20 protein-coding genes are annotated in these 20044 nt (G+C 53.2%); 11 read left to right on the top strand and 9 right to left on the bottom strand.

All coding sequences use genetic code 11. The features are described from left to right. Positions 1 to 90 precede the first annotated feature (90 nt). On the bottom strand, positions 91 to 378 hold the full coding sequence (locus B5D39_RS16785) for a hypothetical protein (protein ID WP_139366737.1): 288 nt from the start codon (positions 376 to 378) through the stop codon (positions 91 to 93). After that, on the bottom strand, positions 320 to 730 hold the full coding sequence (locus B5D39_RS16780; protein ID WP_139366736.1) for a hypothetical protein: 411 nt from the start codon (positions 728 to 730) through the stop codon (positions 320 to 322). The genes B5D39_RS16785 and B5D39_RS16780 overlap by 59 nt, the downstream gene beginning before the upstream one ends. A gap of 102 nt (positions 731 to 832) precedes the next feature. Here B5D39_RS16780 and B5D39_RS09220 point away from each other — a divergent pair, with 102 nt between their 5' ends. The 3 genes from B5D39_RS09220 (at position 833) to B5D39_RS09210 (ending at position 4897) form a co-directional block, all read left to right on the top strand. Next, the gene (locus tag B5D39_RS09220; RefSeq protein WP_139366735.1) at positions 833 to 2512 is read left to right on the top strand and encodes a GLUG motif-containing protein; all 1680 of its coding nucleotides are present in this window, start codon (positions 833 to 835) and stop codon (positions 2510 to 2512) included. An 89-nt stretch (positions 2513 to 2601) separates the two neighbouring features. Further along, entirely contained in the window at positions 2602 to 3846 is a 1245-nt protein-coding gene (locus tag B5D39_RS09215) for an Lcl C-terminal domain-containing protein (RefSeq protein ID WP_078790173.1), read from the top strand. 46 nt (positions 3847 to 3892) lie between these two features. Then, positions 3893 to 4897: a hypothetical protein gene (locus B5D39_RS09210; RefSeq protein ID WP_078790172.1), complete on the top strand. Its 1005-nt coding sequence runs from the start codon at positions 3893 to 3895 to the stop codon at positions 4895 to 4897. A 203-nt stretch (positions 4898 to 5100) separates the two neighbouring features. Here the strand turns inward: B5D39_RS09210 and B5D39_RS09205 are convergent, their stop codons facing one another. Genes B5D39_RS09205 through B5D39_RS09195 form a run of 3 tightly spaced genes read right to left on the bottom strand, consistent with a single transcriptional unit; the run spans position 5101 to position 7227 of the window. Then, positions 5101 to 6672, bottom strand: coding sequence for an ABC1 kinase family protein (locus B5D39_RS09205; RefSeq protein WP_078790171.1), 1572 nt, complete (start codon positions 6670 to 6672; stop codon positions 5101 to 5103). Between the two features lie 4 nt (positions 6673 to 6676). Further along, positions 6677 to 6970, bottom strand: coding sequence for a phasin family protein (locus B5D39_RS09200; protein WP_078790170.1), 294 nt, complete (start codon positions 6968 to 6970; stop codon positions 6677 to 6679). Further along, on the bottom strand, positions 6967 to 7227 hold the full coding sequence (locus B5D39_RS09195; protein WP_078790169.1) for a hypothetical protein: 261 nt from the start codon (positions 7225 to 7227) through the stop codon (positions 6967 to 6969). Before B5D39_RS09195 ends, B5D39_RS09200 begins: the two co-directional genes overlap by 4 nt. A 116-nt stretch (positions 7228 to 7343) precedes the next feature. Between B5D39_RS09195 and B5D39_RS09190 the strand changes: the two genes are divergently transcribed. From B5D39_RS09190 to B5D39_RS09165, 6 genes are all read left to right on the top strand, one after another. Continuing rightward, positions 7344 to 8228 carry a MerR family transcriptional regulator gene (locus B5D39_RS09190; protein WP_078790168.1) on the top strand — a complete coding sequence of 295 codons (885 nt, stop codon included), beginning with the start codon at positions 7344 to 7346 and terminating at the stop codon, positions 8226 to 8228. A 74-nt stretch (positions 8229 to 8302) separates the two neighbouring features. Beyond that, positions 8303 to 9208: a UV DNA damage repair endonuclease UvsE gene (gene uvsE / locus B5D39_RS09185; RefSeq protein ID WP_208610568.1), complete on the top strand. Its 906-nt coding sequence runs from the start codon at positions 8303 to 8305 to the stop codon at positions 9206 to 9208. 121 nt (positions 9209 to 9329) lie between these two features. Beyond that, positions 9330 to 10484 (top strand): SPFH domain-containing protein, encoded by a 1155-nt coding sequence (locus B5D39_RS09180; protein ID WP_078790166.1) that lies wholly within the window; start codon positions 9330 to 9332, stop codon positions 10482 to 10484. 71 nt (positions 10485 to 10555) lie between these two features. Further along, on the top strand, positions 10556 to 10849 hold the full coding sequence (locus B5D39_RS09175) for a BrnT family toxin (RefSeq protein WP_078790165.1): 294 nt from the start codon (positions 10556 to 10558) through the stop codon (positions 10847 to 10849). Beyond that, on the top strand, positions 10846 to 11049 hold the full coding sequence (locus B5D39_RS09170) for a hypothetical protein (RefSeq protein ID WP_078790164.1): 204 nt from the start codon (positions 10846 to 10848) through the stop codon (positions 11047 to 11049). The genes B5D39_RS09175 and B5D39_RS09170 overlap by 4 nt, the downstream gene beginning before the upstream one ends. A gap of 46 nt (positions 11050 to 11095) precedes the next feature. After that, the gene (locus tag B5D39_RS09165; protein ID WP_078790163.1) at positions 11096 to 12208 is read left to right on the top strand and encodes a TFIIB-type zinc ribbon-containing protein; all 1113 of its coding nucleotides are present in this window, start codon (positions 11096 to 11098) and stop codon (positions 12206 to 12208) included. Here the strand turns inward: B5D39_RS09165 and B5D39_RS09160 are convergent, their stop codons facing one another. Further along, positions 12209 to 12805, bottom strand: coding sequence for a 50S ribosomal protein L11 methyltransferase (locus B5D39_RS09160; RefSeq protein WP_078790162.1), 597 nt, complete (start codon positions 12803 to 12805; stop codon positions 12209 to 12211). Between the two features lie 64 nt (positions 12806 to 12869). Between B5D39_RS09160 and B5D39_RS09155 the strand changes: the two genes are divergently transcribed. Both B5D39_RS09155 and B5D39_RS09150 read left to right on the top strand, forming a co-directional pair. After that, positions 12870 to 14060, top strand: coding sequence for a M24 family metallopeptidase (locus tag B5D39_RS09155; RefSeq protein ID WP_078790161.1), 1191 nt, complete (start codon positions 12870 to 12872; stop codon positions 14058 to 14060). 146 nt (positions 14061 to 14206) lie between these two features. Next, the gene (locus tag B5D39_RS09150; protein ID WP_078790160.1) at positions 14207 to 15529 is read left to right on the top strand and encodes a citrate (Si)-synthase; all 1323 of its coding nucleotides are present in this window, start codon (positions 14207 to 14209) and stop codon (positions 15527 to 15529) included. Positions 15530 to 15607: 78 nt separating this feature from the next. Here the strand turns inward: B5D39_RS09150 and scpB are convergent, their stop codons facing one another. The 3 genes from scpB to B5D39_RS09135 are packed head-to-tail and all read right to left on the bottom strand — an operon-like array spanning position 15608 to position 20026. After that, positions 15608 to 16390: a methylmalonyl-CoA decarboxylase gene (gene scpB, locus B5D39_RS09145; protein ID WP_078790159.1), complete on the bottom strand. Its 783-nt coding sequence runs from the start codon at positions 16388 to 16390 to the stop codon at positions 15608 to 15610. A 19-nt stretch (positions 16391 to 16409) separates the two neighbouring features. Further along, positions 16410 to 17792, bottom strand: coding sequence for a sigma-54-dependent transcriptional regulator (locus tag B5D39_RS09140; protein ID WP_078790158.1), 1383 nt, complete (start codon positions 17790 to 17792; stop codon positions 16410 to 16412). A 20-nt stretch (positions 17793 to 17812) separates the two neighbouring features. Further along, positions 17813 to 20026: a sensor histidine kinase gene (locus B5D39_RS09135; protein WP_078790157.1), complete on the bottom strand. Its 2214-nt coding sequence runs from the start codon at positions 20024 to 20026 to the stop codon at positions 17813 to 17815. Between the last annotated feature and the right edge of the window lie 18 nt (positions 20027 to 20044).

Here is a 20044-nt window from a genome sequence, read left to right as displayed (position 1 = left end):
TGAACTTCGTGGACAACTGCTTTTTTAGGTTTAACGGTCACACTATCCAGCTACGTGCAGTTCTTTGTGATCTTTGCGTTCTGTGGCGGCTCACTGCTTTTCCAGGTTGATTTCTCTGTTGCTCCGGTGCTCTGTGTTTCGTGAACTGCCATTTTCAAAAATGAAGGAACGTACCATGAAAAACATACCGCACCTTAAACCGATCCTGCTGTTGGTACTGTTCATCTGCCTGCTGGCACCGCTGCAACCGGCATGGGCTGATTCCGCCACCGTCACCATCGGCACGGCAGCCTCCAGCAACGGTAGCTGGTCAGGCGCCTCACCGGATGTCTGGACACCGGGCGCCAGCGGTGTTTCCAGCGTGGCAGTAAGTGACATCACAGACCGTCTGGCAAACAGCGGGGTGGTCATCACTGCGGGCAGCAGCATAACCGTGGCAACCGACATCAGCTGGTCTGCCAACAAACTGACTCTGACCGCCACCAACGACATCAACGTCAATGCCGTCATGACCGCCTCCGGCAGTTCCAGCCTGACGCTCACCCCCGGCGGCGCGGTAAATTTCGTTTTCAATCCGGGGCACGACGGCACCGGCAGCCGGAGCTTCGCCGGGCGGCTGGATTTCCCCGACCGCTCCGGCGCCGGCTTCCTCACCATCAATGGCCAAGACTACATCGTCATCCAGACCCCGGCGCAACTGACGGCGATCAGCGGCAACCTGGCCGGGCATTACGCCCTCGGCGGCGATGTCAATTTGGGCAGCTTATTATGGACGCCGCTGGGTGCCGATCAATACACGCCGTTCACCGGCGCGTTCACCGGCCTGGGCCACGTGGTCTGGAATCCTTACGTCGTCAATGCCGCCGATTTCCAGGGACTGTTCGGCTTCAACACCGGCACCCTGGAGAACGTGCAGATCAGTATGGATGGGATGTACTCCAATGTCTTTGGCGTGAACTTCGTCGGTTCCCTGGCGGGCGCCAACGATACCGGCGGCATCATTCGCAATGTCGTAGCCATGATGGATGGGGCGTCGATCAGGGGAACGGGCCAGTTCGTCGGCGGCCTGGTGGGCGCCAACGCCGGCACCATCCTCAACAGTCATGTCGTCCCCTACGATGTCTACGGGGCGGATATCCACAGTACAAATTCCGTCGGCGGCCTGGTGGGTGAAAACGAGGGCGCCATTTACAACAGTTCGGCGAGCTTTGATGTGGTGGGCCAGTTCAACATGGCGCTGGGCCAAGGCTTCGGCGGGCTGGTCGGGGTGAACAACGGCGCCATTGCCGGCAGCTATGCCTCAGGATCGGTCAACCCCAGCTATGCGGAGGGGGTGGGCGGGCTGGTCGGCATGACGGGATACGACGGCGCCTCGATTGCCGACAGCTACGCCACAGGAACGGTCGGGAATGTCTCTGCTACGAATGCGAACGTGGGCGGGCTGGTGGGTTACCTGAGCCCCGGCACCTCGGTTACCAACAGCTACGCTGCTGGTGCGGTGGTTGGCCAGAGCCATGTCGGCGGCCTGGTCGGCTATCAGTTCAACGTCTATGCCACCGTCACCAACAGCTACTGGGACACTCAGGTTTCCGGCCAGGCGACCAGCGACGGCGGCACCGGCAAGACTTCCGCCGAACTGACGCAGGCGGCCACCTTCGCCGGCTGGGACATCAGCACAACGGGCGGTTCCTCCGCGGCCTGGCGTATCTACGACAGCCAGACCACGCCGCTCTTGCGCAGCTTTTTGACCCCCATGAGTGTGACGGCCAATAATGTAGCCAAGAACTATGACGCTACCCCCTACAGCGGCGGCAACGGGGTGCTGTTTGCACCGGCCGGGTATAATGCAACCAGGGTGGCAGGCAGTTTGACCTATGCCGGTAGCTCCCAGGGGGCTACGGCAATTGGCAGTTACACCATTACACCGGACGGCCTGTTTTCAGACCAGTTGGGCTATGACATTTCTTTTATCAGCGGTGCCCTGAATATTAACGGTTACTGGCTGACCCTTGCTATCAGCGGCAACGGTACGGTGAACAGTTCAAATGGCAGCGGACTTGGCTATGCCTGTAATACCGCAACCTGTAGCGCTGTGCCGTTTGGCAGTGGCGATACCGTTACCCTGACCGCCACCGGTTCAAACTCCAGCTTCAGCAGTTGGAGCGGGGATTACGTCAGCATCAGCAATCCCGGCAGCATCACCATGAATGCAGACAAGGCGGTAACTGCCACATTCAGCCCAGGCGCTGCAACGGTAAAGATTGATGGTGACAACACCCCGTACTACAGCATTAATACGGCGCTGGCCGCGCCGGTGCAGGATGCGGTCGTCCGGGCCACGGCTACCAATTTCACGGAAGACGTGACCCTGCAAAGCAGCGTCACCGTAACTCTGAAAGGTGGCTACAGTGACGCCACCTTCACCGACCAGACCGGTTACAGTACCATTAACGGCAGCCTGACCATCAGCAGCGGAACGCTGGTTGTGGATAAGGTAATGGTGGGGCCGTAGAGGACGTTTCGCACCGTCCAAGGCCACCTTTACACTCAAGGTGGAAATAGAAAACAAAACGTACATTGCACCAAACAGAGGACAAAAACATGAAATACGCAACCCGCCTTATCACGCTTTTGCTGGCCAGCTTTCCGTTATCAGGCTTTGCTGGAAATTTAGACGCCCCCGGCAGTGCTGGCAGCAACATGCCGACTATCAACCAGATCTACAACCTGCTGGATACCGGCGCAGCCATCCCGGCACCCAATACGAGCCAGTTTACCGAGCCGACCGCAGGGCCTACTGTGGGTAGCAGCAGGACACTAGCTGAGATTCAGGCAAAGCTCCCGGCGCCGGACAACACCAACGGTGCTACAGCAAGTGATGTCTTGTCCGGCAAGACGTTTTGGGGGCTTAGAACTGACGGGACCTGGGGGGTAAACACGGGTGCGATTCCGGTGCAAGGTAATGTTACCGGTGGTAACGGACTGCTGACTTTCACGATACCGGACGGGTATTATTTCGGAGGTAAAACAGCCACTGCCTCGGTCATCCAGGCAACCGGTACGGCCACTGTCGAAAGCGTGCTTTCCGGAGCCACCTTTTCAACTGCCGTTTCGACAGGCCTGACCGGCACCATGCCCAATAACGGCGCAGTCAGCATCACCCCCGGCACTACAAGCCAAGCCATTGCCGCCGGTTATCACAACGGTTCCGGAACAGTGGCCGGGGACGCCAACCTGGTTGCAGGTAACATCAGAAGCGGTACCTCTGTTTTCGGTATCAGCGGTAAATGCAGGGAAGTGTCGTCCACTGGCCAGAGCACCAGCTATGCAACCGGTGATGATGGTGCGTATCAGAACGGCTGCCTTCCGGTGATACTGCCGAAAACCGGTAATACTGGCAATTACGCCGTCCCTTCGTGGGTGCCATCCAACAGTTCGCGTTTTACAGATAACAGCAACGGCACGGTCACGGATAACTATAGCGGATTGATCTGGCTGAAAAACGCCAGCTGCACTGAGACCGTTGGCGGCATCAGTAATAGTAGTGGAAAACTTACGTGGGCAAATGCTTTGACCTGGAGCAATAATCTGTCCAGTGGCCTCTGCGGCCTGACTGACGGCTCATCCACCGGCCAATGGCGTCTGCCGAACGTCAATGAGCTACTTAGTCTGGGTCCCGTCTGGCCGCCGGCCAGTCCGTTTACGTCCGTCCAGTCCAGTCAATACTGGTCGTCCAGCTCCAGCTCTAGCAGCGGTTCTTGGAACGTCGCCATAAGCAGTGGCGTCATAAATGCCTACGTTAAGACCTACAGTAATTACGTCTGGCCTGTACGTGACAGACAGTAGATCATCCGACTCTTTGGATATCCATTAACAGAGAGGCAGCCCCCTCATGAGACATATCTTTTCAAGCGGCATCATTGCTGGCCTAGCACTCCTCTCCTTTGTCACTGCGGCCCTGGCCAGCAACATCAGCTCCACCGAAAAATACGCATGGTCCGAAACCAGCGGATGGATCAACTTTGCCCCTAGCAGCGGTGGAGTGACACTCTATGTCGATCACCTGGAAGGCTTTGCTTGGAGCGAAAGCATCGGCTGGATCAAGCTGGGGAGCCACACCGACGGCGGCAGCTTTATCTACGCCAACACAAGCAATGCCGACTGGGGGGTAAACCGGATCGGCGATGCGCTATCCGGTTTTGCTTGGTCTGAAACCAGCGGTTGGATCAATTTTGCTCCCAGCGGCGGTGGGGTTACAATCAATAGCACAACCGGCGCCCTTGACGGCTTTGGCTGGAGCGAAGCGCTGGGGTGGCTTCATCTCAAGGGCACGGCAACCAATGCCGACAGCTACGGCGTCCGCGTTATTATGCCAACCCTCACCGTCACCATCTCCGGCAACGGCTCAGTTACCAGCCATAACGACAGCGGCACCAACTACACCTGCAACACCCCCGGCGTCTGTCAGCCGGTTACCTTTAACCTAAGCGATACCGTTACCCTGACCGCCACCGGTTCCAACTCAACCTTCAGCAGTTGGAGCGGTGATTACGTCAGTATCAGCAATCCCGGCAGCATCACCATGAGCGCAAACAAGGCGGTAACTGCCACATTCAGCCCAGGCGCGGCCACGGTAAAGATTGATGGTGACAGCACCGCCTATTACAGCATTAACAGCGCCCTGGCAGCACCGGTTCAGGATGCAACCATCCGGGCCACGGCTATTGGTTTTGCAGAAAACGTTATCCTGCAGAACAGCCATACCCTGACCCTGACCCTGAAGGGTGGCTACAGTGACAGCACTTTCAGCAGCCAGACCGGTTACAGTACCATTAACGGCAGCCTGACCATCAGCAGCGGTACGCTGGTTGTGGATAAGGTAGTGGTGGGGCCGTAGGGGAAGTTACCACCCCTAGCCCCTCCTGAAACAGGAGGGGAACTTTTATGTTTCCTCCCCTCCTTACCAAAGGAGGGGTTGGGGGTGGTTGGGTTTGCTGTTACACTTTAGCTAGTCGTAGTCCTTTGTAATCTATTACGTTATACAACGGCTCACCGCCTTTTCCGGCGGTAACGCACTTGTCGTGATTACCGTTATCAGAATTACACCTTTTTCCACCACACAAGCCTGACAAAGGCCAGCCCGAAGCAGCCCAGGGACAACCAGCCAGCCAGCGGATGCACGAATCCCCGCAGGTAGAAGGCCAGCGCCACCAGCAGGCCGATCCAGGTCATCTGCTGCAGCCACAATTGAGCCGGGCGTAGCAGTGCGCGACGATCTTCTTCAGCCAGATGTACGGTCAGATCCCCCTGCTGCAGGGTATCCACCAGGTGACGGGCCTTGACTAGAGTCAGCGGCAGTTGCGCCAGTTCATGGGTCACCACTCCCCAGATGCTGTCACGTTCCCCCAGTGCGCGGGTCAGGTTGGCCTTCAAGACCGGCAGCACATCCTTAACCCCGTTGTAGTTCTCGATATAGCTGGTGCCCAGCCCCTCAATAATCGAGCTGGCACGCATGACATAGACGATCTCCTGGGGCAGCTTGAACGGGTACTCCTTGAGCGCATCCATAACCCCGAAGGCCAGTTCCTGCATGCTACCGGCACTCAGTTGGTCATTGTCAAAGATCCGAAAGATCTCCTCGGCCAGACCGGTCAGTTCATCCTGGGGCGCGCTGTCGGTGATAATCCCCAGCTTGCGGGTGGCCTGCACCAACAGTTCAAAATCCCGCTCGTAGGCTGCTTTAACGGTGTTGATCATGGCCAGGCGGATGGCATTGGGAATCCGGCTGACCATGCCGAAATCCAGCAATACCAGTTCGCCCCCTTCGGTCACCAGCAGGTTGCCGGGGTGGGGATCGGCATGAAAGAACCCCTTGACCAGCATCTGTTCCGTGTAAAACAGCACCAGTTTTTCCATCAGGGCGGCAAACGAAACATCCAGACCGGCCAGACGTTCCTGATCATCAAAACGGACCCCTTCTTCAAAGCTCATCACCAGGGCATCATGGCTGCAGTACTGCGGATACGGAACCGGCATACGGACGCCGGAATCAGGATAGGCCTGTCGGAACCGTTCCAGATTGGACAGTTCTGCCTGCATATCCACTTCCTGCAAGATGGTGCGGCGAAAGGCGATCAGCACCGCCTCTATGGAGTTGCGGGTGTATTCAGCAAACAGGGGATGCAGCAGGGCCAGAAACCAGCCAAGCAGACGGATATCCTCCCGCACCACCCGTTCAATCCGGTTGCGCCGCAGCTTGACCGCTGCCTTTCTGCCATCCAGCAGAGTTGCCCGATGCACCTGACCAATGGAGGCGCAGGCCAGCGGCTCTGCTTCAAAACTGCTGAAGCAGGCACCATCCCCAAAGGCACGGTCAAAGACCTGCTGAAAATCAGCAGCAGGCATGGGTGGCAGACGATCATGCAGGTGACGCAACGGTTCCAGATAGCTGCTGTCAAAGAAATCAGCCCGGGTGGCCAGCACCTGGGCCAGCTTGATGAAGCTGGCTCCCAGCTGCTCAATGGATGCAACCAGTTGTGGCGGTGTCAGCGGCCTGATACCCAGCCAGCTGGGACGTTTTCTGATCAGCAGAAACACCGTCAGCAGCACCCGGAAGACCCGGTAGACCCGCTGTGGATGGTACAGCCTGATAAGGAGGGTCAAAGGGGGCACCGGTTTACGGCTGTCCCTGACGCTGCTTGGCCAGTTCCTCCCTCAGGGCATCCAGGTCTGCCTTGGTGGCCAGGCCCAGTTCATCCATGACCTCTTTCAGCAACTCTCTGACGCTCTCTTTCAGCTGGCCCCGCTCCTCACTGCCTTTTGCTACGGCCTGGTCAAAGAACTCACGGGCCTTGCGCTCATTTTCTTCTTTCATCCCCTTGGCAGACTCACCGGCCTGGTCGATTTTCTCCTTGGCCATCAGCGCTGTGCCCAACCCGAAGTAAAACAGTTGCTCCAGTTTTTCTTTCATGATTGTTCTCCCCTTTTTCCGCTGGATAACTCCAGCAATACCGCTTCATGAGCTGCCACCGACGCATCAAGCCCGGCATTGCCGATGGCGCCTCGACCGGTCCAATCATTGCCCTGGCGTACATACAGGCTCTTCAGTGTCTGACTGATATGCCGGAGTGCCGAAGCCCGGTCACACCGGGCAAGTTCAGAAAGCATAGTATACACCGACTCAAAGGTATCGTCATAGCGTTCATCAATATAGTCAGTCATAGACATTACGCTGTTCCTTTCTGTTCAAACAGAGTGGCAAGAGTTTGTTGTCTTTAATCATAGACAAAATTAAACCATAGTGTTATTTTCACACTATAAATTATTTTTGTCTAGGACAAATTATGCCTGTACAATTTTCAATCAGTGACCTTGAACGTGAAACCGGTATCAGCCGAGACACTCTGCGGATATGGGAGCGACGCTACGGTTTCCCTGCGCCACAACGCAATCAGCGCAGTGAGCGGAACTACAGCGTCGAGCAACTGGAACGTCTACGGTTGATCAAGCAGCTGATGGACAGCGGCATGCGGCCTGGCAAGCTGGCCATACTTGATCTGCAGCAGCTGAGCCAGATCACGCAACAGCAGCGGGAGACGCAAACCGTACCGCGCGATGTTGAAGAACTACTCCAGATACTGGCAACGGGACCACGTTACGGTCTGCTGGCGCGACTGGAAGCATTACTGCAGCAGCAAGGCTTACGGGATTTCCTGATTGGCGTGCTGGCACCGATGAATCATGCGGTTGGAGAGGCATGGTTTGCAGGCAGAATCGGGGTATTGGATGAACACCACTATGCGGAACAGGCGCGCATGGTACTACTTACTGCCCTACGCCGTCTGCCGCAGACACCGGGAAACTCCAGAGCCCTTTTAACCACCCTGCCTGGCGAACAGCACGGCCTCGGCCTGTTGATGGCAACCTGCATGCTCGCCCTGGAAGGTGTAGAGGTACTATTACTGGGGGTGCAGACACCACTTGAAGAGATTGTGCGCGGAGCGATTGAAGGTGAGTGCAGCATTGTCGGTATATCCTGCAGTGAATACATGAACCGTCGTACCGTTGCCACCCAGCTGGTACGGCTACGCAACCTGCTGCCTGATACCACTGTCCTCTGGGCAGGCGGTGGCGGCATCAAGGGGATACCAGCCATGCCGACAGGTATACAGCTTTTTAGCAGCCTGGATCAGATTTCTACAGCTCTACAGAAATCTGCAGCACGGTAAGGAGATCTGAAGCAATGGCCACAGACACACTAAAACCAGATACAACAACTTCCGATCCCTTATCAACACGGTCTTTGCTTCGTCTTGGCCTCTGCTGCCTGTTCAAGAATGAACCGGTTAGCTTCCGCACCACCACCGCCAAGGCGTTATCAGCGTTACCCCGCAATCAGCAGTTGCTCAAGCTGTCTGAGATCTGCCTGCATAACGCCAGCAACCTGCAACTGGCGCTGGAAACGGTCGCCAGGCTGGAGATTGGTGCCTTTCGGATCATGTCACCGCTTTTCCCGCGCATGACCCATCCTGAGGTTGGTTACCGTATAGATCAGTTGCCTGGTGGCGAGGCCATACTGGCCACCCTGGAAACCTGCCGCCTGTTTGCTCAAACCCGGCAGATACGGCTCAGTTTTCATCCTGATCAGTTTGTGGTGCTGTCATCGCCGAACCCGGCAGTTGTAGCAAATTCTGTACAGGAACTGGCCTATCATGGCTGGTTGGCAGAAAAGGTTGGGGCTGATCTGATTAACATTCATGCGGGCGGCGTGTATGGTGATAAGCAGGCAGCACTGCAACGATTCGGAGAGGTCTTGGACAGTTTGCCAGAATCGGTTCGCAGCCGTCTGACCCTTGAAAACGATGATGTCAGTTATACACCGCAGGATCTGCTACCATTCTGTCAGCAGCACGCCATTCCACTTGTCTATGATGTTCACCACCACCGCTGCAACCCGGATAATCTGACGATTGAAGAGGCGACAGAACTGGCAGGCTCCACCTGGAAAACAACCGGACAAGAACAGTACTGCCATATTTCATCACCAAAATCAGGCTGGGGGAGTACTACCCCCAAATCCCATGCCGATTATATCAATCCCGCTGATTTTCCTGTCTGTTGGCGTAACAAACCGATGACGGTTGATGTTGAAGCCAAGGCAAAGGAGCTGGCTGTTATCCGTCTTATGAAGGATTTACAGACTCTTTAACCATAATAGCTTCATGCTGCAGGTAAAATGTTACCATCTCTCCTCTTGCAACATTCCTAAAACCATTTAAACTATCCGCTTACGCTGTACATCCAAGACCCCCCGTAAGGAGGCACTAAACATGGCATTATGGGACAAATTAAAAGCGGAACTGATTGACATTGTCCAATGGCTGGACGACACCAACGACACCCTGATCTGGCGTTTTCCCCGTTATAACAACGAGATAAAGAATGGTGCCAAGCTGGTCGTCCGCGAAGGACAGGCAGCCGTCTTTATCAATGAAGGGCAGATTGCCGATGTTTTCAAGCCCGGCACCTATGATCTGACCACTCAGAACCTGCCGATTCTGGCTACTCTCAAAGGCTGGAAGTATGGCTTTGAATCCCCCTTCAAGGCTGAGGTTTACTTTGTATCCACCCGCCAGTTCACCAACCTGAAGTGGGGTACCCCCGGTCCCTGCACCATGCGTGACCCGGAATTCGGCGCAGTGCGGGTGACTGCCTTTGGTATCTATTCAATCAAAATCAAGGACCCGGCCGTCTTTATCCGTGAAATTGCAGGTACTGATGGCGAATTCAGCACCGACGAGATTCAGGATAACCTGAAGGGCAAGATCGGGATGCGGATCAAGGAAGTGATGCCGGAGCTGCAGATTCCGGTGATCGACCTTGAGAGCAAGGTCTTTACCATGGGTGAGATGCTGAAAGAGCGGATCGCCCCGGCTTTTGAAAGCCTTGGCATCGCCCTGACCGAGGTACAGGTACAGGATGTGGGCCTGCCTGAGGAGGTGGAACGGGCAATTGACAAGGCCGGCGCCATGCGGGCCATCGGCAATATGCAGATGTACACCCAGTACGAAACCGCCAACTCCATTAATGATGCAGCCAACAACCCTGGCGGTCTGGCAGCGGCTGGCGTGGGGATAGGCATGGGCTTTGGTATGGGTGGTCAGATGGGTAACGCCATGGGCGGCGCCTTTACCAATATGGTGCAGCAGCCTGGCATTAATCCCGGTTTTTCAGGCGGCGCAGCCCAGCCGCCACCTATGCCGGGACCACCTCCCCTGCCCCAGCTTAACCTGTTTGTGGCCATAAACGGTCAGCAGTCTGGTCCGTTTGAGGCGCCAGCCCTGCAGCAGATGGTTCTAAGCGGTCAACTGACCCGCGAGACCCTGGTCTGGAAGCAGGGGATGGCAAGTTGGACAGCAGCCGGTACCGTGGCTGAACTTGCTCCGGTCTTTGGTGCGGTTCCTCCGCCCATGCCTCCAGCGTAAGAGGAGAGGACGGTATGGTAATAACAAATTTTCTGGCCTAAGAACCGGAACAAAGCGAGAGAAATCCAACCATGAAATTTGAATGGGATCCACAAAAAGAACGACTAAACATTCAAAATCATAAGGTATCATTTTCAGATGCTGGCCACGTTTTTGCCGATCCATGGCAGCTTAACCTTTATGATGATGAACATTCAAATGATGAAGAACGCTGGATCGTCATCGGCATGATTCCGGATTCATCTGTTTTGCTGGTTGTCCATACCATCCGAAACATTAGCAACGAACTGATTGTCAGAATTATTTCAGCACGAAAAGCAACAAAGCGCGAGCGTGAGACTTATTTTGCAAGGAGACCACGATGAAAAAAGAATATGATTTTTCAAAGGCAGAGCAGGGGAAATTTTACTGTAAGCCTGAAGAACTACAGTTCCCTGTGTACCTTGAAGGTTCGATTGAAAGTTTTTTCAGTCAACGCGCTCGCAAGTGCAAAACTGATATTGGAACCTTGATAAATACAGTGCTACGTAAGGAAATGGAGCTGGTTAAGGAGCTGGGGGCTTGACCGTTCTCTGGAAGCAGGTAGTAATTACTAAATCAGGAGACAACGCATGAGCGACCCGACCCAACAGACACCTAATACAGCTACCAAACAGTTCCCTTGCGGATCTTGCGGGGCCAAGCTGGAGTTTCACCCCGGCGCTGCCACCCTGAAGTGTCCCTATTGCGGCCATGAAAACAAGATTCCTCAGTCTGCAGAGGAAATCAAAGAGCTTGATTTTTACGAATACTTTGCTCGAGCAACAGAACAGGGTGATTCCCAGGAGGTGCAGACGGTCAAGTGCCAATCCTGCGGTGGCACCTCTACCCTGCAGCCAAATATCTCCATGAGCCATTGCCCGTTCTGCGGCACCCAACTGCAGGCCAAAGCAAAGGCCAGCCGCCTGATCAAACCGGGGGCGATCCTGCCGTTCAAGATCCCCAAGAACAAGGCGATGGAACTGTTCCGTGATTGGTTGGGTGGTCTCTGGTTTGCCCCCAGTGGCCTGAAGGAACAGGCCGCACGGGATGGCGGCATCAAAGGGATGTACATCCCTTACTGGACCTTTGATGCGAACTCCACCACCTGGTACGACGGTGAGCGGGGCGAGGATTACTACGAGACCGAACGTTACAATGAAACCGACGATGACGGTAACACGGTCAGCCGAACCCGCCAGGTACGCCACACCCGCTGGTATCATGCCAGCGGCACGGTCTGGCAGAACTTTGATGATGTTATTGTCCAGGCGGGACGATCTCTGCCGCCAGAGATCGTTGATGAGCTGGAACCGTGGGACATGAAATCCCTTGTTCCGTATCAGGATGCCTATATGAGTGGTTTTCAGGCTGAAGCCTACCAGGTTGATCTGGGTGACGGCTTTGAACGGGCAAAAAAGGAGATGGACGGAGCCATCAGGGAGACGGTTGCTGCGGATATCGGTGGTGACCACCAGCGAATTAACACCGTACGGACCCAGTTTGAGGGGATCACCTTCAAGCATATTCTGCTACCGGTCTGGATCAGTGCCTACAAGTACGGCGACAAATCATACCGTTTCCTGATCAACGGTTCTACCGGAGAAGTGCAGGGCGAACGCCCCTGGTCGGTGGCAAAAATAGCCCTGACCGTGGTGGCAAGCATCATTGTACTGATCTTGATTGCGCTGGTATTGAAGAAGTAGTTACGGCCTTAGAAAGAGATAGGTGGCAAACTCCTCCCCTATCCTGCTGTCAACAACGCTACATCCTAACCGGGTGTAGCGTTGTACTATGTCAAACTTATCCTGCAAGGGGATACCGGAAAGCAGCAGATGGCCACCGGGATTAGTCATCCCCACCAGCTGATCCGCCAGCGGCAACAGAATATCGGCGTAGATGTTAGCCAGTATCAGATCAAACAGCTGTATCTCAATACTGGCCAGCTCACCACAGACCGTGGTGATCCTGCCTTCAAGCCCGTTAAAAGCTACATTTTCCTGACAGGAAACCGCTGCGGCCTCTTCCAGATCAACCGCAACCACCGCCTCAGCCCCAAGACGGACTGCAGCCAGGGCAAGGATACCGGTGCCGCTCCCCAGATCCAGCGCACGGCTTCCCTGGATACCGGGAATAGTAGGCATAATCTCAAGGCAGGAGGCGGTGGTCTCATGCTCCCCTGAACCAAAAGCCCCTTTTTTCCCCAACACAATCGGCAGACCAGATGGATTTGGAGTTGGATCACCGGCCGGAATAATGGTAAAGAGGCCGATGGAAAATGATTTGAATATTCGTCCTGACATGGGGCGGCACCCTAACCGGTTCCGGCCTTGTCGTCAAGTGCCTAAAGAAAGGAACTATACATCCATGCGACTGACCCCAGCCACTGAACTTGAATTCCGCTGTAAAAAACTACAAGACCTGATGCAGGCATCGGGCCTTGATGCGGTGCTGATTGTACAGAATGCTGACCTCTACTACTTTACCGGTACTGTCCAAAATGGCTGCCTCTATCTCCCTGCCAGTGGCCAACCGCTCTACCTGGTTCGCCGGGATCAGGCACGGGCGCGCATGGAATCAGGTCTGAAAGAAGTTGTGCCGTTTTCATCGCCTAAAGACATACCGGCAATCATTACCAGCTATGGGTACCCGGAACCGAAACAGATCGGGCTTGAATTTGACGTATTGCCGGTTGTCTTTCTGGAGCGTTACCGCAAGGTATGGCCCAACGTAACCTTCAGCGATGCAACACCGCTGATCCGCCAAGTGCGGATGATCAAGAGCCATTATGAGATCCATCTGATGCAGGATGCAGCCGATCAGGTACATAAAGTCTATCAGCGGGCCAAAGAAGCCATTAAAGAGGGAATGACGGACTATGAGCTGGCTGCAGAGCTGGAGTACACAGCCCGCAAGCATGGCCATCTGGGACTGATCAGGATGCGGGTCTTTAATGGAGAGATGTGTTTTGGCCATACCTTCTCAGGCACTGACAGCGCGGTTCCGGCCTACACCGACACTCCTTTCGGCGGACTGGGGGCATCCCCCTGTTTTGGCCAAGGAGCCGGACACAAGCCGATCGGCCGCAACGAGCCGATTATCATGGACTTTGCCGGCAGCATTGACGGTTATCTGGTTGATCAGACCCGTATCTTTAGTATCGGTCCGCTGTCGGATCGTCTTACCAAAGGTTTTGAAGATATGTTGAAGGTACAGGAACTGATGAAAGAGATTGTGGTGCCGGGTATCAGCTGGGGCGAGATCTATGACCGCTGCCATGGGCTGGCCATGGAACTGGGCTACGCCGATAGCTTCATGGGGGCACAAAACTCACAGGTTTCCTTTATCGGGCATGGATTGGGGATAGAAATCGATGAATTCCCGTTCATTGCCCGCGGATTTAAGGACCAGACCATGGAGGTTGGTATGGCCTGGGCCTTTGAACCCAAAGTGGTCTTCCCCGGAGAAGGTGCCGTAGGAATCGAAAACACCTTCTATCTCAGTAACGACGGGCTAAAACAGCTGACCAGGTCAGATGATGCGCTGGTAATTTTATAATGTTGTTTCAGTATACAAAAAACCTGTTGTATTTGCCCCCACAGGGTGCTATAACAGCCAAAATTTTTGTATACAGTATATTCAAAACGCTTATTGCATTGTGCAATTAACTAGTTGCACCATTATCCCGAAAGGAGAAGTACCCAATGGCTCTGAAGGAAACTCTCAAGCAGAAAATCGAAGAGCATCGCCCCCGCACCACCCGTCTGGTAAAAGAATTCGGCAAGGTGAAGATTGATGAAGTAACCATCGATCAGTGCATCGGCGGCGCCCGCGACATCCGCAGCCTGGTAACAGACATTTCCTACCTGGATCCCCAGGAAGGTATCCGCTTCCGTGGCAAGACCATTCCTGAAACCTTTGCCGCACTGCCAAAGGCACCCGGCTCAAACTATCCTACTGTTGAGTCTTTCTGGTACATGCTTCTTACCGGTGACGTACCAACTCAAGCTCAGGTTGACGAAGTTGTAGCCGAGTGGAAAACCCGTCAGGAAGTTCCCCAGTACGTATTTGACGCTATCCGCGCTCTGCCAAAAGACAGCCATCCAATGGTAATGCTGTCCGTTGCCATGCTAACCCTGCAGAAAGACTCCAAGTTTGCAGGCTTCTACAACTCCGGCAAGTTCAACAAGATGACTGCCTGGGAATATGTCTATGAAGATGCCAGCGATATCGTTGCCCGTATTCCGATCATTGCTGCATTCATTTACAACCTGAAGTATCGTGGTGACAAGCAGGTTGCTATCGATCCTAAGCTGGATATGGGCGCCAACTTTGCCCATATGATCGGCCAGAAAGAGGAGTACAAGGACGTTGCACGTATGTACTTCATCCTGCACTCCGACCATGAGTCCGGTAACGTATCTGCACACACCACTCACCTGGTACACTCCGCTCTGTCTGACCCATACTATGCATACTCTGCAGGCCTGAACGGTCTGGCTGGCCCGCTGCACGGCCTGGCAAACCAGGAAGTTCTGGACTGGACTCTGAAGTTCCAGGAGAAGTACTGCAAGGATGTAGAGCCTACTGAAGAGCTGATCAAAGCTGCTCTGTGGGACACCCTGAACGCTGGTCAGGTTATCCCCGGCTACGGCCACGCTGTTCTGCGTAAGACCGACCCGCGTTACACTTCACAGCGTGAGTTCTGCCTCAACACCCCGGGCCTCAACGAGTACCCGCTGTTCAAAGTTATCGCCAAGATCTTCGAAGTTGCTCCTGGCGTTCTGACCGAGCACGGCAAGACCAAGAACCCATGGCCAAACGTTGACGCACAATCTGGCGTTATCCAGATGTACTACGGTCTGACCGAGTACGATTTCTACACCGTTCTGTTCGGTGTAGGCCGCGCACTGGGCTGCATGGCTAACATCACTTGGGACCGCGGTCTGGGCTATGCCCTTGAGCGTCCGAAGTCTGTTACCACTGCAATGCTTGAGAAGTGGGCTGAGGCTGGCGGCCGTAACTAATCACCGCTTGCTGCTGTAAAACAAAAGGGGATGCGCTCGCGCATCCCCTTTTTTATTCCTTATTGCTGTCCCGACACACTACTTACCGGTAAAAACCGGTTTACGTCGCTCAAGAAAGGCCCGTTTCCCCTCTTCATAGTCACTGCTATCATACGCCATACGCCGCAAGCCCTGTACATATTCAAAGGTCTCAGGACGCAAGGGGTAGGCGTCGGCCAACAGACGCAACTGCTCCTTCATCACCCGATTAGCCAGTGGGGAGTTATCAGCGATCCTGCCAGCCATTGCATAGGTGAATGACTCAAGCTCTTCAGTGGCTACCAGATGATTCAATATACCCACTTGCACTGCCCGTTCAGCAGAGATCGGCTCTGCCGTATAGAACATTTCCCTGGCTATCCGAGGCCCCACAATATTAAAGAAATGCATGATACCGGAAATATTATAGGGAACCCCCAGCTTGGCTGGCGTAATGGCAAACGAGGAGCTGGGACATCCGATGGCAATATCACAGACAAATGAGAGGTCACAGGCACCACCCCAGACAGATCCTTCAATCATTGCAATCACCGGGGAATGAAATCTCGCCACAGCTCGCAGCAGACACTCCAGCGGGTCATTGTAGGATAAAGGATCTCTGCCTGATAGAGGCAGCTCGTGAATGTTAAAACCAGATGACCAGACCTTTGTTCCTTGGGGAGCACGAATAACCAACGCCCGAACAGAATCATCTTGGGAGAACTGATCAATGGCCTGAAGCATCTCATCCAGTAATTGACAACTAAGACTGTTGCGTGTCTCTTGATGGTTAAAGGTTATGGTTGCTACTCGATTATCAACTGACGTCAGAATATGTGACATAGAGCCCCCTTTACTGGTATTACTCCTGTGGCTTCAGCCCATAGTGAAGCAGTTTACGTTGTAAAGCGGTCCGCTCCATTTCCAATACAGTCGCAGCCTTGTCCAGATCCCAAAGCGACTGCTGCAGCACCTGCATGATAAAATCCCGCTCAAACCGTTCACGTGCAGAGCGTAATGAACCAATGCCACTTTCTTCATCATCCATAGATGCAGGCTCATCTGCCCCCGCCCTGCAGCTACCGCCCGGCATGAGTTCGGGCAGCTCGTCTGCGGTTACTACTGGGCCTGCTGCCATAATTAAAATCCGTTCTACGATATTTTTTAGCTCACGGACATTACCAGGCCAGTCATAGGTCTGCAGACAGGCAAGGGCGGAATCATCAAAAGTCTTAGGTTCCCACCCCTCGCGACGATGGAACAACCGCACAAAATGTCTGACCAGCAGGGGAATATCTTCTCGACGTTCACGCAGGGGAGATAACTCAAGCGGCACCACCTGAAGCTGTTGATACAGATCTTCACGAAACAGCCCATCTTTAACCACTTGGGAAAGAGAGCGGGATGATGCAGCCACAACCCGCACATCAACCCGAACCGGGCGCGAACCACCACAACGCTCAAAGCATTGTTCAGTAAGTATCCGCAGCAGTTCACCCTGCGCCTTCAAAGACAATTCCTGGATCTCATCAAGAAACAGGGTGCCACCATCGGCGAGGTCAAGACGCCCGCGCTTCTGACTATCCGCCCCAAGGTACGCACCCCGTTCATGCCCAAACAGCTCATCTGCCAGCAATTGCTCTGGTACGGCCATACAATTTATGGAGACAAATGGCTTATCGCGACGAGTACTGTAATGATGAATGGCGCGGGCAACCAGTTCTTTGCCAACCCCCTCCTCGCCAAGAATAAGTACCGGAGTTGATGCAGGCGCAACCCGTTGTACCTGGGCACGTAAAAGCTCTATACCTGCAGAAGAACCGACCATTTCATGTTCTTTTTGAACAGACTGCCGTAATGCCTCATTCTCTTTACGCAACTCCTTGAAGTTAAGCGCATTGGCAATGGTAATTAAGACCTTATCCAGAGAGAACGGCTTTTCAATAAAATCAAACGCCCCCATTCTGGTTGCCTTAACCGCCGTTTCAATCGTTCCATGTCCTGACATCATGACCACAGTCAGGTCTGGAAAAAGATTCCTGATCCGATCAAGGGTTTGAATACCGTCCATACCTGGCATCCAGATATCAAGCAGCACTATATCCGGCACTTCTTCACGTATCAGATCAAGTGCATCAGCACCATTTTCGGCGTGCAGCACCTGATAGCCTTCATCCTCAAGAATCCCGCAAAGCGAAATCCTGATGCTTTCTTCATCATCAACAAGCAGGATCAGTTTTGACATGCATCTCCCCTCATCATGGCCTAAGCGACCGGCAGTTCAATAACAAAACAGGCACCATTCGGAAGATTATCTCGAACCCGAACAAAACCGTTATGATCAGATACGATACTGGTAACAATAGCAAGCCCTAACCCGGTACCACCCTTTTTAGTAGAAAAATAAGGTTCAAAGAGTCGTGATTTCACCTCTACAGAAATACCAGGACCATTATCCGCAACACTACATGAGACCATCTTAAGCTCTGCGTCATAGGTGGTTGTAATAACCACGGTCCCCTTGTTATCCATTGCAGCAACCGCATTTTCAAGGAGGTTGATTAAGACACGCTTGATCTGATCACGGTCGATCTTCACAGAAGGAAGCTTCTGATCTGGCAGGAACTGATACTGAATCTCACGGTGGGCCTGCTCGTAGAGTGTCAGTGTTTCACGCACCAGCTCATTTAAATCGTTCTCAGCAGGTTGAACTGCCGGCATACGGGCAAAGTTTGAAAATTCGTTTACCAAGACCTTCAATTCATCAACGGCCTTACTGATCATTAACGTACACTCGTCAAAGACCTTGCCATCTTCTTCATCAGAAAAACGGGCAAGGTAACGCTTTCTCAAACGCTGAGCTGACAACTGGATAGGTGTAAGCGGGTTTTTAATCTCATGGGCAATTCTACGCGCAACTTCACGCCAGGCTGCCATTCTTTGACCTTTAACCATCTGCGTCAAGTCATCCAGAACCAACACGGACCCCAAAAACTCACCCTGTTCATCACGCAGCATACTCAGATTCATCTGAAGTACATGGCGTTCACCACGCATTTCCAAAGCTATTTGCCGACTGATGGTATCATGACGGGTCAACGCCATATCACGCAAGGCATCACGTACAATCTCCAGGTGCGCCTCGCGCATCACCTCACGGAAATTACGGCCTAGTACATTCAAGGTATTGATATGCAGGAGACGCTCGGCAGAGGTATTGATGGTAGTTATCAAACCCTCGCGATCAACTGAAATAACTCCTGCTGCCACATTTCTGAGGACAATCTCCATGTATCTGCGGCGTGACTCAATCTCCAGATTGATGCGCGTCAGCTCATCATTTGTTGAACTCAAGACCTGACGTTGCGTTCTCAAATCTTGAATCATGGTATTAAATGACCCAACCAACATACCTATTTCATCAGGGCCTTCAGCATCAATAACCACATCCAGATCTCCATCAGCAACTGCACGTGTCCCATCAACCAGTGCCTGAATCGGTTTGGTCATGCTGTTGGCCAGATAAATGCCGATCCAGAACGAAAGAAACACAATCACAGAGGCGATCAGAAAAAGGACCAGCAGATATCCAGTCGTGATCGGGCTTTTGAGAATTTTTAAACGCCTGAACTCCTGATAGGAGTCAGATATCTCGCGCATTTTACTAACCAGCGAATGCGGCACATAGTAATTAACAACAACAACGCCAACCACATCGCGGTCATTATAGGTAGAGTATATCGGAACAATACCGCGAATAAGATCAGCCTTACCGACTGAGTTTACCTTGGTAAGCTCACGCCCAGCCAAAGCCTGATTGATATCCTCTGAATTAGGGCTGGTTAAATCACCTAAAGGCACCACCGGGTTTGAGGCGCGAATCAGCTCCTCCCGTTGCGAAGAGAACACCTCAACGATCCCAAGGTTGTATTCTTTCTGTTTTTCACGAATCAGCATCTTCATGCGCGGAAGACTGTCTTCGTTCAGCAAGCGATCGCGTTTAATGGTTGCACTCAGTCTATGTGCGTAAAACAGGGCATTACTGGCTGAAGTCTTATAGTAGGTTTGAGCGACTTCAAGGGATTCACTTAACGAAGTTTCGACCTGGACATTGAACCAGTTTTGGACACTGTTACTGATAAAACTTGCTGATGCAAAGAAGAGCAGCATGGTGGGGACAAGCGAAAGGCCAACAAACGAAATGACTAACTTGGTTCTAAGTCGGGTTGCCAGAACATTCGAACGGCTTTCAACGAGGAGTTTTACAATATTTCGGCTTATAAGGTAGACAAGCAGAACAACAAGTAGCACTATGACATTAATCATACCAAAGATAACAACATTACTTGAGAGAGGCGCCTTGGAGCTGATTTGAGTTAAGCGAATTTCAATACCAGTCAAGAGTACGATAAGCAGAACTGATAAAACAATAACCAGCGCTTCCCTGATCCGCTTTTTACGTTCTTCGACTGATAGCACGTCGCTCCACCTCCCCTA

The organism is Trichlorobacter thiogenes (genome assembly GCF_900167465.1).
GTDB classification, from domain to species: domain Bacteria; phylum Desulfobacterota; class Desulfuromonadia; order Geobacterales; family Pseudopelobacteraceae; genus Trichlorobacter; species Trichlorobacter thiogenes.
The sequence above is the reverse complement of the archived record's forward strand: the minus strand, read 5'-3'. Positions and strand labels throughout refer to the sequence as shown.